This is a genomic window from Agrobacterium sp. S7/73, from assembly GCF_019355535.1.
Taxonomy (GTDB): domain Bacteria; phylum Pseudomonadota; class Alphaproteobacteria; order Rhizobiales; family Rhizobiaceae; genus Agrobacterium; species Agrobacterium tumefaciens.
On record NZ_CP072137.1, the window covers coordinates 2,032,675 to 2,047,500 of the forward strand.

Consider the following 14,826-nt stretch of genomic DNA (forward strand, 5'->3'; position numbering starts at 1 on the left):
CGGATGTTATCAAAGCCAGTGAAATTTGACGACGGATCTACGCCGGCGGGAATTTGGCTAGAGCTCCATTCCACCGAGCGCCAGTGGAAAAATACCTATGTACGCATGCTCAATGCGGGTGGCTCAAGCCGTGACATCGCGCTGAAAGCGATAAGAACCCAACATGAGCTGTTGACAAATCTATCACAATTCTCGGCCGACAGATGGAGAATGCTGTGCGATGGCCAAGGCTGGACACCGCTGGGCTGCTCCGCTCTGTCCTGGTGTCAGGGGGATGTGACCTTTTCCGAGGTCGCAGGACGCGGCAAAAGTTTGCATTGGAAGATCGACCCTGAAATCGGCAGCGATTTTGCTGCGCTTATGCTCAATCCCGCTATTGTTCCTGTAGATCTGAGTGCGCTTCTGCGCACCGAGGATGACGATTTTGCCGTTGCTCTTGCCTTGGCCTCGAAGCCCGAATGGCTCCCTGGATCGTTTGTCCCGCCGCAGGGAGCACGGCTTGGGTTACTGACACGCGCCATGCTTCAGGCGCGCTGAAAAGGGGATATAGCCGATGCCCAAAGCTCATCGCCGTGCCGATATAGGTTCATCCCATTCCTGCCATTTTCCACCCACACCGGCGACCGGGGGTAGTAATAATGTCTATGTGAATGGTCGGCCGCTGATGCGCGTCGGGGATGCCTATTTGCCGCATGGCTGCCCGTCCTGCCCGAAGCCCTCACATCCGCGGGCTCTGGCGGCTGGAGCATCCACCGTCTTCATCAACGGCAAGCGGGCCGGTCGAGTAGGCGATGCGATTGACTGTGGCGGCAATGCGCAAACTGGTTCGACCGACGTCTACATCGGCGACCGTGAGCCAAAGGGCGGCAGTGATGCAACCTCCTGCCAGGCAAGCATGGCCGCGCGGTCCGTTCCAACGGTTCGAGGATAAGATGCAGAGCCAGCTTAACGGCGGAGCGGAGGTGCCAGCGGTCGGTCAGGTTTATCTGAAACGCCTCTCCCGGATTGCGGACAGTTGCGACAGGCGAATCTATGCGGTGCTGGACGGAGCTCTCTTCGGTAACCTAACAGCGGATCTTTCGGCGGCTGGTTTGTGCCACAGGCCGCTCTATCGGTCGGCGGGTTCCAATTCGGCAATTGTGCTCGGCGGGCCGTGGCTCGTTTCACTTAGTCTTTCGCCGCCGGCCTCAAGTGCGCCGGATAGCTTGGTCGAGACGGCGGAGCCAAGCGACGAGGAACTGCAGGCGCTGGCAGCGAAACTGTCGAATGACATGGCGAAAGCAGTCGCCAATGGTGATGAAAGTGGCGGCGGCTTGATGCCAGCCGACGAGATCGATTTGCCTGGGCGGGTAAAGAGCAGAATAGAGGCCCTGCTCAAGCTTATCGCAGACAGGCCGGCTGTGGTATTCTGGGTCGGTGATCGCGGCCTTTCTGAGGAAACAATCTACAGGCATCTTCGTGGTATTAACCGCATCTTTCTGCCGCTTGAGCGAGACGCGCTCGCGGGATTGAGCGGTTCGGTTTCTGGAGAAGCCGGTGATATCTCCTTGGCGGCCGGCGATGCGCAAGAAGGGGCATCGTTCGCCCTTGATCTTGAAGAGGCGCGGGGTCGTAGCGAAATTGTTGTTTTCCGCCATGCCGACCCGAATGTCATGATGCAGGTGTTGCCGGCGCTTTCGCCGGAACAGGTGGTGCGCCTTATGGGCCCGGCCGAAGAAATCTACTTCGCTCCGGCCGAGGCATGGGGTGGGAACATCAAGCGCGCTCATCGACCGGTTGATGTCGTCGCGCAGGGCGGCATGTTGCGCCTGACTCCTGAGAATATCGAGGTCATCAGTGCATCGCGAATGCTCGCCGCGCGTCGCCGCCGAGTGACGGCCTTTCAAAGGTCCGCGCCGCACTTGCTACAAGGCATGGACGAGCGCGAAGCGCTCATATTCATGGAACGATATGAAACACAGGCACGAATTTACGGATTGAAAACCGAGCGCGGATTCTTTCAGTGGACCTACCTTATGAGCGCAAGCAACGGGCGCTTCATCGAAGCACCTGATATTCGCCAGAACCTCAGAGGCCGCAATCCTGACGCTCGGCTGGATGAAATGATGCGGCTGATGGCGAATGCGGCGAAAGAACGGGGGGGTGCATGACTGCCGTGGCTGCTGCTGGCGGGGAGGTTCTGCTTGGCCGTGCGGCTGCAGGCGTGGCAACGAGGCTCGGTGCCCGCGCCGCGCTCGGTTTTCTTGGGCCAGTTGGTGCAGCAATCGGCCTCGCCATGCTGGCCTATGAAGGTTACGAACTCTACAAAATGTACAATGAGAGCCATTCTGAACCCGCCGATGGCGAGGCGGGAAGCTGCACTGGGAACTGCGATTCGGCAAAGGCGGAAGAACAGAAGAAGCGGCAAGAGGAACTGGAGGATGAAGCGGGCGTCAGTCAACAGACAAAGGGTAAGACAAAACACGGCGAAAAGGATGGCGGTATGGCGGAAGCTGAACGCGACTTCGATTCCTTGAAACCGGGCAAGGAGAAAGGTATCGAAACACAATACGGGCCGGGCCGCACGGGGGAACTGGAAGACGGCAGCAAGGTTACCGTCCGTCCGGGAAGCTCTGACGGTCGTCCGACGTTGCAAATACGTAGGCCAAACGGTCGTCAGACCGAGATACGCTATAATGACGGACCTGGGGTTTAATTATGGACTTCATTGGAAAAGACTGCACGCTGGATCATCAGGCCATTCGAAACAGAAATTTCGCGGCGAGGATTTACCCCGAATTTCCAAGCGAGGAGGAAATCGCTCTCGTCGCCGCGCGTATCGGTAGTAACGAGATTGATTTCGCTGCTTACGAGTTCGGTCAGCCTCCGCGCCATTTTGCACCGCAACCGGTCGGGTTGGTGCTTGATGCACTGTTTGAAAATTCGCCTTATGGCCTTCTGATCCATTTTTCAGCTCATGATCTCTGGATCTGGGCGCCGGAGGATCACGAATACCTCGTTGTCTTTGGTGATACCAATCTGGTCAAGGCGATAGAACGAAGTGACATATTCTCATTCAGCTTTGCTGATTATCTGGGCAGTGGTGTTTTGTCACAAGCGACGGTCACACATCTTCGCGGCGTAGCATCGAACTATACGATCGGGTAATGGCGGACGACCCCACTGAGGACTGATCACGGGTGTGCGGGAAGGGTCTGGGAATGTATTCGCTGGCCGGCACCTAGGTCGTCTACACGAAGAGCGGAACGAATGCGATCGCGAAGGTCAACGATTTGGACCTCGAGTTCAGCGTTTAAGCGCATCTTGCGGATTTGCGCAGCCAGAAGAGGCATTTGTATCCGCTTAACGTCGAGGTGGCTTTGAACAGCCCGCATGGCCACACGCAACCGCAGCGCTATACGCAGGCACGTCAAATTTAAACCTCGGCCTAAACCGAATGACTAAGATCGCCATTGCCTCCGACCGCTTGCCGAACAAAATCGCATTGTCTTGGCACCGGTGAGGTGCTGCAGGGGGCTTGCCGAAACCAGTCTGGTCGACGAGCAATGCCAAGGGCAACCTAAGCCTGGCGTTTCAGTTAAAGCAAAGAGACTACCATCATAGCCCAAACAAAGACGAGCATCGCGATGCAGGCTGGGCGGAACAGATAAAATCGCTGCCAGTTCGTGAGGCGGAGGTCGTTGTAGTGCATGGATCTGTCAAGTTTGACGTGATCCATGTTGCTGTCGACAGAAAAATCACCACCATTCTTCTTGTAGAAATTATACTCCCGAACCTGCGCGATAATCTGCTGCACAGCCAGAAGGCCAACCGCGATAAGAGCCGCAGAAAAAATGACGATCTCAAGTATCAGCAAGCGTTTCTCCTGTGCGATCGGTTGAAACGGCGACGTATCCGGGTTTGGATCAAATCGTGGGAGACGAAGTGTCAAATCGCTTCAATGGATGCAGTTGTTGTTTAAAACTACGCAATGTCGATTTTTTCGTCCAGTATCTGATAATGGTGTTGCGCGGTATTTCGGAGAGGTGAGAGATGGAAGTCCGCAAGCTCGATGCGGACACAGGGATAAACTGTCATGTGACGTCCTACATGACGGCATCAGATAGTGCCGGAAGAAAGTTGCTCAGGTGGCTGTAGAGAAAGGCAAGCAGACTGTAGATCCTTCTCGGAAGCCACTTGCACCGAGGCTGTATGCGATCCTGGCACGGTCAGCGAGAACAGGTGTCATATTTCGGCGCGGCCCGAGCCGGCTGGTGCAGCTCATTCGCTGGGACTTGCGCACCGACACTTTTGAACATGGTCAATGGTTGAAGGGACGGGTCTACGAGAGACGCTGCGATCTTTCTCCGTCCGGAGAACTTCTGGTCTACTTCGCGGCCACAAATCGCCCGCCCTACGCGAGCTGGACGGCCATATCGAAGCCGCCATTCTTCACCGCACTGACGCTTTGGCCAAAAGGAGACGCGTGGGGAGGAGGCGGTGTTTTCGAGGACGAGAACAAACTGCTTCTCAACCATCCGTTTGACGATAACCGCGTCTCGTTCGCTCCAGGTTTTCGATTGAAGCGAGGCATGCAAGTGGACCCGTGCGGTATATTGTCGGGACGTGGAGAGGACGAGCCCATCAGCGGCTACATACTTGCGCGTGACGGTTGGCGTGTGATCGACGCCGGTGAGGGGCAAACCAATGGCCTGAAGGCCTCGACCTTTTACAGCTTCAACAAGCCGCGTGTCCTGCAAAAACCGGGTGCAAACGGCCGGAGCCTTCAGATGGTTCTTCATTCGATCGGTCGCAGTCAAAAGGCGTGGTACGGACTGGACTACCGCGTGTTTGACCGGGACGGAACATTGCTTGTCGACCTTCCGGAAACGGATTGGGCAGACTGGGATGGCGGCGATCTGGTGTTTGCACGCGGCGGGTGCCTCTATAGGCTGGCAAAAAGCGACTTCCGATCCGGTAATGTCATGCCTATTGAGTCTTCCTCGCGCCTGCATGACTTCAACGGCGCAGGTTTCACCGCCCTGGCACCTCCGCACGCCGCTCGTCACTACTGACGCACCCAGCCTCGGGGGGAGCTTTGATATCAGGCATTACTCATCCACTTGTATCTTCGGGTCGTAACCGCCTTACGATGCCACCGGAAACGTGGAGCTGTTTGTCGCCCACCCGGACCGCGTAGAGGCCGGCTAGCTCGACTTCGCCCGGTTCAATATCCTCAATGAGCAGCAGTCCTGTATCGGTCATCGCGTAAACATGCCGTGCGTCAACTGCGAATACACGGTTGAGGAAATGCAAAATGGCTGGATCGATTCCAGGAATCTTTTTGCGATAACTGCCTCCGAACAGCATCTCGCCGTTCGCATCAATCAGAAGCTGATCGTTGACACCACGCGCTGTGGCGGGATTGACCTTGCCGGGCCGGCTGATGGGCTTCCCGCGATAAAGCAGGGTATCGCCCATCCGTGCAAAGGAAAAGCCGAGCGATTCCACCGCTGCGGGATTGTCGATGCCGCGCTTGCGCACACCTTCAACGATCAGCCCTTTTGCGTCACGAGCATAGGCGCCGCCCAAAACCTCGAAGCTCGCCATGTCGATTTTGACGACAGCAAGCTCTGGTAAAGGTGCTGTACTGTCGATGTAATAGGCCTGCTGCTTGTCTTTGAACCATGGGCCGTCGAGCTTTTCGAAGCTAGCGGGATCGGCTTTTTCAATGGGCTCCATCCCGTAATGTTCGAGGCCGGGCAAGAAGTAGCGCAGGCCGTGCCGATCCTGCCCGAACACATCAACGATGTGTCGGAAGCTGTCGTGGTCGAAATGATCGAGTGAGACCCATTCGGCTTCCTGCGGACGCTGTGGCCTAACCAGAATCCGGCGTCCATCGCTGTAATAGAGACCGCCGATCGGTACTGGCTCATTCCCCACAGACGCGCTTACCGCACGGCGTGCCTTCTCCCGGTGCCACCAGCTGTCGGCAATCTCGGGATGGTTCTCGAAATAGCCGCTCCAAGACTCAAATTCTGCCGAGACTGATTGAGGTTGCCCTGCATAGTACGGCCGCTCGCTGTCATAAGCGCGATACTGACCTGCTTCTGATGCGCAGACAAAACTCTCTCGGTCCGCGTCGGGAATCAGGCTCTTCTCCCAATAGACATGCTTCCTGTCAGCGAAATATCTGCCTTCGTCGCCGATGGAATGGAAACTGGCCGCATCCGCGCCTTCAATCGCGACCCCGTAAGCATAGACTTTGCGACTGTCCTTTGCGTAGTGACTCTCTTCGATACGGATGCCCGGTTTCTGGCCGCTGCCGTAATAATAGCTGACGATCCCGAATGTACCCGGCTCCTCGGTGGGAAGGCGCAAGTTGGTAATGTAATAACCGGCGGCCTTGTCGACACCATAACGTTGATTCAGAACGGTGAAGCTGTCTGGATCGGCGCCGCGCGCTGAGAACCAGAAAAGCTTCGTTGGTGTCTCGCCCTGGCCGTAGACATGTCTATCGTCGCAAAACCAGCGGTCACCAAGCTGTCGAAAGGTGAAGGGGTCTACCCCGGACAACGGGACGCCCTTGCGGTCGCGGATTGGTGCGCCGTCCACATAGACCTGATGGCCATTGTGGATATAGCGGATGGTCGGGAATCGTCTTTCTCCGATGTAATGCGCGACCCAGTCGACATTGGCGAAGGGGCCGATACGAGGATTAGCTTCGACTGCCCGCCGCAAAGCCGCAAGCTCTGTGCGCATGCTGAAGGGTTCTGTTACCGATAGGCCGATGCCGTCATTCCCCGTCAGACGCTGGAAAAGCGCCCGATCCTGCTCGGGTTCGGGAAGTCCGTCCCGCCTGAACGCGGCCGCAACCCAATTTTTATTGGCGTAATGAAGTTGGCTGTAGCGCTCTTGGAACCGTTGCCAGCGCGCGGGATCTATGTTGAGACGCTCGAATATCTGTGACGCAGCATATCCGGCCTCGGCAAAAAGAGTGGCCGCATACCAATGGGCATAGGGTAGTGGGAAAAGTTCAGTCAGCTTAGTTCCGCCCAAGTCCGCTCCGATCTGTGGTGTCAATGCCAGCCGTGGTTCCAAGCCAGTTTACCTGTCTATCTTGCGCCATTTTTTGCGGCTCAAAATACCAGAAGGAAACAGGCTTTTTTTTACTTTAAGAAAATATCCTAGTTTGATGTTTTTTCTACATTTTGTGCGCTTTGGTTCTTTATCTGCGCCGGACCTTATTGCTGCGTTGTTACCATGGCTTGTCGCACGATATCGTAGACAGTAAGAGCTGGAAGACGGGAAAAGAAGTTGCTGTTATCGGCGGCGGAGGGCCACGCTGACCAAAGGGTGAGTACATGCAGGCGCCCATTCCGCCATATGACGGTCGCATCTATATCGCCGCTGTCCTGACCTTTTTTGTCTGTCACTGAAAACCGGAAGGTGCGTGCGGGGATTCCCTGTTTTGCAAGCAGACTGTCTTCCTCACTCGATATCAGTGCGGGTGGCCGGGCATCAGGTGTCTGCCTGACAAAGTAATCCCTCACGATCGTGGCTCCGGCCATTTCCAGGTCCGGTTTTTCCTTCATGTCCTGAACGAGCAGCCATATCAGGCCAACATCTCTTCCGCCCTTGCGCCTGATCATGTGCAACTCGGCCGGCAAAGCGCCATGAAAATCGTTGATCGGTATTTCCCACTGGTCCGGGATGCGGAGTGCGATCCGCTCGTTGCCTATCCGAACAGGAACCGATTGCAGCTCCTTCCCAAAGCTTGATTCTTCTCCATTTTCCCATGAGAGGCTGTCAATGAACGCAACGGCATACTTGTCAGCCCGAACTACCAGATCATAAGCCGCGTCAGCATCCGCCGCGTTGCTGACATCTGCAATGAAATTTATGCCCAGCGCCTGCTTCCCGCGAGAGAAGCAATAGCTGATAAGGGCGCTATGTGGTTCGCCGCTCTGATCCTTGGTGCCCAGAAGCATAGCTTCTGTCAGGTCCGATGCAACTTTTGAGACGCGCGTTGTGTATCCAGCAGTGTCTGCCTGGTAAGTGCAGATCCGAAACGCTGCCGATGGCGCCTGCAGATTGTACCCGATAAAGGTCGTCTCGATTTTCGGACTGGACGAATCTGAAGTTATTTTTCCGATGACTTTCACATTACCGATTGTGCCAGGCTCCGTCGGACTCATTGGTACGGTTTCGACCGTAGCATTTGGGGAGAGCGTACCTTCAAGATTGAGGGCTGGCGCTGAGAAATCGAATTTTCTCATCACCGGTACGGCATTTTGAACGGCACTATCGTTATCCTGTGCAAAACCGGTTCCGGCGAACATCGTAACGGCGACCGAAGTTGCGACAAGCACACATGCAAAAGACCGGCATTTCTCTCCGTGTACCATCCGCTCTCCGGTCAACATCAAAAATTATAATTCTGCCTAACCGTGCAATGAAAAGTACAGCAACACAACCTCTGAGTTTAGACTGGTGAAGACTCTCATGGTAACGTCATTGGAAAAAGCGCCAGACGGCCGAAATCGTGACAGCTCTCAAAAATCTCCGAGAACAGATGTCAAGGGAATGTGATGTTCGTGTGCGCGAACATGGCGGCTATGGCGTTGTCGTTGAACCGGCCGTGGCGTCTCAAAGCTACGTGAAGGTGCAGTAAAGAATGTTTGGCGACAAGCTAAGAGATTGCACAAGAACGCTCATGACTTCGTCGTTAACGTCATCACCTGAAATAGTGACATCAATTGTGATGCTCCTATCCAGTGAATTGACGCGGCGTGCGAGTGATGTGACTGCTAGTTGATCGTCACGCGTTTGGCTCATCAAACTCGACCGGACCTCGGTTTCGCTTTCCGTGGTCGTGCGGACCTCAACCCTACGACGTTGTGACTCGACTGGGTGTTGTAGAACAAAGCGCTCGATGAGCCGAACAACTCTGGGGGAGGTTATGTTGATCAGCAAGATCAGAAGCGTTGCCTCAGCAGCCTCGAAAATTTCTCCATAACCCGCGAGGACGCCGATCGCTCCCGTAGTCCGTATTGTCGCCGACGTGCTCAACCCGCGAATGTTGAGGCCGTCGCGCATGATCAGTCCTGCGCCAAGGAAGCCTATCCCCGTCACCACCTGGCCGCCCATGCGGATATCCTCGTTAACTTCGAGGATGGCGGGCAGGGCGCAGGCCGCTGGGCTACTTGGGCTTCGTGTGACCCAATTTCGTGGGGGCCCCTCTGTAGGCAGGCTGGAGTGTACCCCGTTTCGCCGGACAGCTCGGCTTGTTTGATTCAGTCCTGATGAACTGCTGAGGGAAGCCGTCTCGAGCGCTGAACGGGGATAGGTGCATCGGGACGCCTAGGAAATTTGGAAGCGCGGCGCACTTTTGGGGGGGGGCGATTAAAAGACGCCAATGTTGTCGTCGGCGCGTACTATCGGCTCAATCCAAGCCCCTGCGACCGGGAAAGCTGCTGTCTCAACGCGTGGTCATGGCTAAGCTCGGCATGGCGTGTACGATGCACTATGCGGGCGATTGTGTTGATATGCTCGGCCTGCTTTGCGAGCTCCGGGCGTGGCTCGAGTTCTTCGGCGAACCTGCGAGGATCGGAACTACCAAGCCGCCGCGTGAGCGCTTCGGCCACCAGCTTGGCCTCATCGAGCGCGGCTCGGCCCTCAGGTGACGAGCGAAGCTCCGCGATAAACTGGCTCCGCTTCGCGACCGGCATCTTCTCCACCTTGGCAAGGATTTCGGCACTGCGCGGCGTGAGGTCGGGCACCTCGATGACATCACGCTTTTCGCGCTGCCATTGTTCGCTCGCGCGTTCTTCGCCAAGCCGGCGCTCCCATGCCTGGGAGACATAGCCAATATGGGCAGACAGAGATCTGGCATATTGCAGCGCCTCTTTCCGCTCCCTGTTGTTCCCGAACAGACCCGTCTTGCCGCGTAGCTCCCCGAAGCGCTCTGGTTGCTCGGCTATGGCCTTTGCCATGATCTTGCCGTTGCCTTCCTTCTCGGTCATCGCGGTACGCAGTCTCGCCGCGACCTCGACCGGGTCACGGAACACGTGCCGCACCAGAGATTCGACCGTATCGAATCTCTGCTCGATGACGGACATCGCTCTTTCCCGTGCTACCTGTTCGATGCTGCGGTCGTGACGCGTGATGGCTGGCACCAGCGGAGCTGGCTTACCGGTTTCGATCAGCGATTGTTGGACTACAGTTTCTGTGGGGGCAGGGACGGCGCCGTCTTGCGACATGACCTCGGACCACCGGATGCGTCGATACCCTTTATTGCCTTCTGTCCGCTCATCGCGCTGACCGTCATCGATTGTTCGGGCGGACTGATTGCGAGGATCTTCGCGGTGAACAGGGCCGGCCAGATCGCCGGCACGTTCCTCGTAAACCTGCTGACGCTCTGATGGCCGGTCCTGCTGCTCCCGTTGCAGATGGGCCGCACGGGACAAGACCTCTTGACGCTCATCCCGTCCGGACGCAAGTTCGATCTCGCTTCTGACACAAAACTCTTGCCCGATCCCTTGGCCGTTTACGATCCATCTATCGCTTGCGATCCCGCGCCGCTCGGCAAAGTCGCTGATGTAATCCAGCGTGGTTTCCTTCGCGCCGGAACGCGACAGGCGGCTTGTCAGCTGCTGGTACGCCAACGCGTTACCCTTGACGACACGCCATGCATTGCGCTCGGCCTGCGTGCCATCCGGAAGCGTGACAGGCGTGGCGCCTTCATGCTGCAGGGAAATCCTGTCCCCGATCTTTGGCGATGCATCTCGCATGGCCCGCTTGAGATCGACGCCCCACACCGTGCGCTGATCGCCCTTGTCATTCTCCAGCGTCACAAAATAGTTTTCTCGCGCCTGTCGGTTATGCCCGTAGGGCGCAACGCCGTGATCAACCAGCCGGCCCGCATTGGTGAACTCCTTCATGTCGGCATAGAGCTGCACGCCGTCGCGATGCCTGGTCATGGCAACATAGGTCAGATGCCGATCCATGGTGCGGGACGCCAGCACAAAGGCGCGATCGACTGTCGCCCCCTGATTTTTATGGATCGTCGTCGCATAGCCGTGGTCGATCGCCTGATAGCTGTCTGTCGGAATGCTGACACTGTCGCCACCTCGACCATCGAGCCGGGCGATGATCTTGCCCGGCTCCACATGCTCGACCGTGCCAAGCATGCCGTTTTTGACGCCGAGGTCGCGGTTGTTTTCGAGGAAGATGATCCGGTCACCGGGGCCGAAGGCGCGCTTGCCGCCATTGGTCTGGAACGAGAGTTCTCCAACATCCTCACCACCCACACGGTCCGCACCATTCCCACGCCCCGCACTGGCGCCCAGCCCGGGGCCACGCTCCAGCTTTTGTCTGTTCTGAAGCTCGGAGCGGATGGCGGCATTGAGGGCTCGCACGTCGGCTCGGCGATGCGCCATGGCAACCCGGGTGCCTTGCGGATGCTCTTCGTTATCGGCAAGAAAATCACGCACAATCTGCGCCATCGCCTTGTCGCGGCTTTCTGCAAAGTGGATGTCGCCGTGATCGCGATAGGCGGCGAGCCCCTCGGCCGTCTTGTGGGTCGCAAAGGCAACCGATGCCTGTCTCTGCCAATCATGGCGCTGGCGGCGAATGCCCGAAAGTTCGACATGGCCAATCTGCTCGGCAATCGCCCTGAAGGGTGCACCGGCTCCGATTGCCTGCAGCTGCTCATGGTCGCCGACGAGAACGATCTTTGCGCCGCGCTCTTCCGCTTCTCCGATAAAGCGGGCAAGCTGCCGGCTCCCGACCATGCCGGCCTCGTCAATGACGAACACGTCACCGCGACCGATCAGATCCCGGCCAAGGTCCCAACCGCGGGACCACGATGCAAGCGTGCGGCTCTCTATGCCGGAACTTTCCTCAAGACCCTCGGCTGCCTTTCCGGCCAACGCCGCACCATGGACCTGATAGCCTTGAGCCTCCCACGCCTCGCGAGCGGCTGCCAGCATGGTCGACTTTCCAGCACCGGCAAACCCGACCACAGCCGCGATGCGTTCGGGACCTGTAATATGCGCGATCGCCTGACGCTGTTCGTCCGACAATCCCGCTGACGGATCGCTCGCAGCCGACGGTCCGCTGGAGCTTTTGCGAATGGCGTTATCCTGCCTCTCCATGGCTCGATCGACATGGCGCGGATCGACGCCATGGGAATGCGCCTGATGCAACCGTTCCGCCGATCGCGCCATGCCAAGTTCCAGATCGATCATGTCCCGCGTCGAATAGCGCGCTTTGGAAACGTCGCCTGTCTCGGCATCGGTGCGCTCAGGCTGAAGCGCCACGAGCGCTGGTGATGCCAAAACAGCCGCAAAGGCGTTCTGGAACGTTTGCGCGTCATCGTTGATGTAGCGATGCAAGGTTTTGGCAATATCGTGGCGATCGAACACGCTCTTCTCATGGCTGATCAGCGTCAAAACCTGTTCCGGTTTTTGACGGATCAGCGCGGCATTTTGCCGTGCTGCCCCGTCATCCAGCCGCCCGCGCTCGACGGCCATTCCTTGCTGGCGCATCTGCGACGCATGCACGCCCATATGTTCGGTCGGCGATAACTCAAGACCGCGCTCAATATGCGAGCGATGATCGATGCGAACATCCAGGCCTTCGCGTTGCAGCTGACGGTTGGCGATGCCTTCCCATAACTGCCGGATATCGCGAAGCTGCATGTCGGTTGTCGCCATGCCATTTGCCAGCAGCCGTGCGTTCTTGTGCTCGAGAACAGTTTTCTCGCCAAGGCCGGCTTTGCCAACCTCTCGCGTCGTCATCAGCACATGCGCATGGTAGTTCCTGATATCACCATGCTCACTTGGCGAATGGATTGCAAAATCCACGGCCGCGCCATAGCGGTTTGCCAGATCCTGAGCAAAGGCGCGTGCAGCCTTTAGTCGTCCCTCTGTCGAAAGCTCATGCGGAAGCGCGATTTCGAATTCGCGGGCGACGCGGGCGTCCTTTCGCTTTTCTGCAAACTCTGCAGCGTTCCACAAAGCCGAACGATCCAAAGCCCAATTGGCAGAAAGACCGTCCGGCAGCACGATCTCTTTATGCTCGACACCCTCTTTGCGGGTGAAGTCATGCACAAGGCCATCGCGATGATTGACGAGAAGAACAGCACAACGGTAGGCGGCAGATGCCACAGCGCTGCGGCCGGATGAGCGCGAGACAGGTTTGGTGCTGAGATGATAAATCGCCAAACGAAATCTCCGATACGCAAACGGGGAGACCAAACGCTCAAACGTGCCGCAAGTCGTAAGTGCGCCCTTGTCTGTTTACCGGTGGCGAGGCTAGCAACAACGAACGGGCATTTCGACTACTAAAAGTAGTAGTCGCCAAGTGGCAATTACTCGTGTTTGAATAGGGACACAAACGCATCAATCCGAGGAGGGGGATGCACAGGCCGATCGCACAAGGGGTCAGGGACAAGGGACAATGGTTGCTGGACGAGCGGAATAAAGGATTGCAGGCGCGGCTGGACAAAACAGGAGCGGGCGCGGGCATTCGATTGGCGGCTACCAAAAATCGGAGTTTCAAAGAAGTTTACAATGGACCATACAGGATACCGTCCAGAAACGGAGCAGACATGAAGACCAGCCTTGAACATTTGCCGGAACGAAAGCAACGCGAGCTCGCGCGCGTCGTCGGAATTATCCAGGAAGAGTTTGCTGATCTGGTGGAGCGCTCGAAGTCTGACGCCAAAAAAGACGGACGGATTTTCAAAATCATTCTGTTCGGTTCTTACGCGCGTGGCACCTGGGTGGATGAACCGCATACGTCGAAAGGCTATCGCTCGGATTTCGACATTCTCGTCATCGTCAGCAACAAGGAACTGGCCGATCCCAAATACTGGGACAAGACAACAGACCGGCTGATGTGGGACAAGGAGATCGAGACGCCCGTGGGCCTGATCGTGCACGGCGCTCGCGAGATCAGCAACTTTTTGAATGATGGCCAACCCTTCTTTGTTGATCTCGCCCGTGAAGGCATCGTGCTTTACGAATTCGACGATAGGCCGCTGGCTGAACCGAAACCGCTCAAACCTGCTGATGCACTCAGGGTGGCAGAGGAGCATTTTTACGAAGAAATGGCTGCCGCTCGCTCGTTTCTCGATACGTCGCTGTATCTGAAAGACAAGCGGATAAAGCATGCTGTCTTCGAACTCCATCAAGCAGTGGAGAGCGCTTACAATTGCTACCTCCTGACACTGACAAATTATTCGCCTGCGTCGCACAATCTCAAATTCCTGCGTGGACTTTCCGAAGGTCGTGATCACCGTTTGATCGACATCTGGCCGCGCGATCGTCAGCGATTTACCACATGGTACAACATCCTGAATGAGGCCTACGTCAAGGCACGCTATTCGAAGCGTTTCGAGGTTTCCGAAGAGGCGCTCACCTGGCTTCAGGAGCGGACGGCGGAACTTCACAAGCTGGTTGAAACGCTTTGCCGCGAGCACATCGAAAAGCTCGAACAGGCCGCGAACGCCAGCGACTGAGCTTCACGGGTCGCACAAAGCCTCCTGTACTCAGGTGACGGCGACCACAGCGTCATGAACCATACGGTCCAACCTACTCTCACAATCGCTATGTCGATCTCCTCATAGAAACTGGTCTGTCTTCCAGGAACGAAGCCGTGGTCAACAGCGGCAGTTCCGGTGCGACCGCAATCGAAAGGAACAATCGTGGCAAGGAAAACAATCGAACAGCGCCTGGCTGAACTGGATGCGCAACGTTCCGCCCTCAAGGCCCGCCTCTCGAAAACCGAGCGCAACAACGATATGCGCCGCAAGGTCCTGATTGGCTCGCTCGTTCTGCA

13 protein-coding genes (1 of these 13 only partly in view) are annotated in these 14,826 nt (G+C 56.9%); 9 read left to right on the top strand and 4 right to left on the bottom strand.

Going from position 1 to position 14,826, the window contains the following annotated elements; translation table 11 throughout:
• Positions 1 to 3: 3 nt before the first annotated feature.
• The 7 genes from J5276_RS24170 (at position 4) to J5276_RS24200 (ending at position 5,054) form a co-directional block, all read left to right on the top strand.
• The gene (locus tag J5276_RS24170; RefSeq protein ID WP_013760981.1) at positions 4 to 537 is read left to right on the top strand and encodes a hypothetical protein; all 534 of its coding nucleotides are present in this window, start codon (positions 4 to 6) and stop codon (positions 535 to 537) included.
• 127 nt (positions 538 to 664) lie between these two features.
• On the top strand, positions 665 to 931 hold the full coding sequence (locus J5276_RS24175; protein WP_020700639.1) for a PAAR domain-containing protein: 267 nt from the start codon (positions 665 to 667) through the stop codon (positions 929 to 931).
• A 1-nt stretch (position 932) separates the two neighbouring features.
• Positions 933 to 2,150 (top strand): hypothetical protein, encoded by a 1,218-nt coding sequence (locus J5276_RS24180; RefSeq protein ID WP_019566794.1) that lies wholly within the window; start codon positions 933 to 935, stop codon positions 2,148 to 2,150.
• Positions 2,147 to 2,695, top strand: coding sequence for a hypothetical protein (locus tag J5276_RS24185; protein WP_013760978.1), 549 nt, complete (start codon positions 2,147 to 2,149; stop codon positions 2,693 to 2,695). Before J5276_RS24180 ends, J5276_RS24185 begins: the two co-directional genes overlap by 4 nt.
• Positions 2,696 to 2,697: 2 nt before the next feature.
• Entirely contained in the window at positions 2,698 to 3,147 is a 450-nt protein-coding gene (locus J5276_RS24190; RefSeq protein ID WP_013760977.1) for a hypothetical protein, read from the top strand.
• A 370-nt stretch (positions 3,148 to 3,517) separates the two neighbouring features.
• A complete protein-coding gene (locus tag J5276_RS24195; protein ID WP_174012471.1) occupies positions 3,518 to 3,961 on the top strand; it encodes a hypothetical protein in 444 nt (147 codons plus the stop codon).
• Positions 3,962 to 4,253: 292 nt separating this feature from the next.
• Positions 4,254 to 5,054, top strand: a complete 801-nt coding sequence (locus tag J5276_RS24200; RefSeq protein ID WP_233284974.1) for a hypothetical protein — start codon at positions 4,254 to 4,256, stop codon at positions 5,052 to 5,054.
• 40 nt (positions 5,055 to 5,094) lie between these two features.
• On the opposite strand, the gene J5276_RS24205 is transcribed toward J5276_RS24200, so the two are convergent.
• The 4 genes from J5276_RS24205 to traA form a co-directional block, all read right to left on the bottom strand.
• Positions 5,095 to 7,080 carry a DKNYY domain-containing protein gene (locus J5276_RS24205; protein WP_174012475.1) on the bottom strand — a complete coding sequence of 662 codons (1,986 nt, stop codon included), beginning with the start codon at positions 7,078 to 7,080 and terminating at the stop codon, positions 5,095 to 5,097.
• A 143-nt stretch (positions 7,081 to 7,223) separates the two neighbouring features.
• Positions 7,224 to 8,387, bottom strand: a complete 1,164-nt coding sequence (locus tag J5276_RS24210; RefSeq protein ID WP_155846282.1) for a hypothetical protein — start codon at positions 8,385 to 8,387, stop codon at positions 7,224 to 7,226.
• Positions 8,388 to 8,634: 247 nt separating this feature from the next.
• Positions 8,635 to 9,129, bottom strand: a complete 495-nt coding sequence (locus J5276_RS24215; protein WP_019566798.1) for an MgtC/SapB family protein — start codon at positions 9,127 to 9,129, stop codon at positions 8,635 to 8,637.
• A 287-nt stretch (positions 9,130 to 9,416) separates the two neighbouring features.
• On the bottom strand, positions 9,417 to 13,208 hold the full coding sequence (gene traA / locus J5276_RS24220) for a Ti-type conjugative transfer relaxase TraA (RefSeq protein WP_174012479.1): 3,792 nt from the start codon (positions 13,206 to 13,208) through the stop codon (positions 9,417 to 9,419).
• Between the two features lie 386 nt (positions 13,209 to 13,594).
• On the opposite strand from traA, the gene J5276_RS24225 reads away from it, so the two are divergent.
• Together J5276_RS24225 and J5276_RS24230 are read left to right on the top strand one after the other, a co-directional pair.
• Positions 13,595 to 14,506: a nucleotidyltransferase and HEPN domain-containing protein gene (locus J5276_RS24225; RefSeq protein WP_060726826.1), complete on the top strand. Its 912-nt coding sequence runs from the start codon at positions 13,595 to 13,597 to the stop codon at positions 14,504 to 14,506.
• Positions 14,507 to 14,692: 186 nt separating this feature from the next.
• Positions 14,693 to 14,826: the 5' portion of an anti-sigma factor antagonist gene (locus J5276_RS24230; RefSeq protein ID WP_019567435.1), read on the top strand. Its footprint extends 175 nt past the window's final position; only the first 134 of its 309 coding nucleotides appear in the window; it begins with the start codon at positions 14,693 to 14,695; the stop codon falls past the right edge of the window.

Bases quoted from the DNA above. Each gene is read 5' to 3' on its own strand.
- J5276_RS24180 (WP_019566794.1), top strand. From the start codon at position 933: ATGCAGAGCCAGCTTAACGGCGGAGCGGAGGTGCCAGCGGTCGGTCAG.
- J5276_RS24185 (WP_013760978.1), top strand. From the start codon at position 2,147: ATGACTGCCGTGGCTGCTGCTGGCGGGGAGGTTCTGCTTGGCCGTGCG.
- J5276_RS24225 (WP_060726826.1), top strand. From the start codon at position 13,595: ATGAAGACCAGCCTTGAACATTTGCCGGAACGAAAGCAACGCGAGCTC.
- J5276_RS24190 (WP_013760977.1), top strand. From the start codon at position 2,698: ATGGACTTCATTGGAAAAGACTGCACGCTGGATCATCAGGCCATTCGA.
- J5276_RS24175 (WP_020700639.1), top strand. From the start codon at position 665: ATGCGCGTCGGGGATGCCTATTTGCCGCATGGCTGCCCGTCCTGCCCG.
- J5276_RS24215 (WP_019566798.1), bottom strand. From the start codon at position 9,129: ATGGGCGGCCAGGTGGTGACGGGGATAGGCTTCCTTGGCGCAGGACTG.
- J5276_RS24210 (WP_155846282.1), bottom strand. From the start codon at position 8,387: ATGGTACACGGAGAGAAATGCCGGTCTTTTGCATGTGTGCTTGTCGCA.
- J5276_RS24170 (WP_013760981.1), top strand. From the start codon at position 4: ATGTTATCAAAGCCAGTGAAATTTGACGACGGATCTACGCCGGCGGGA.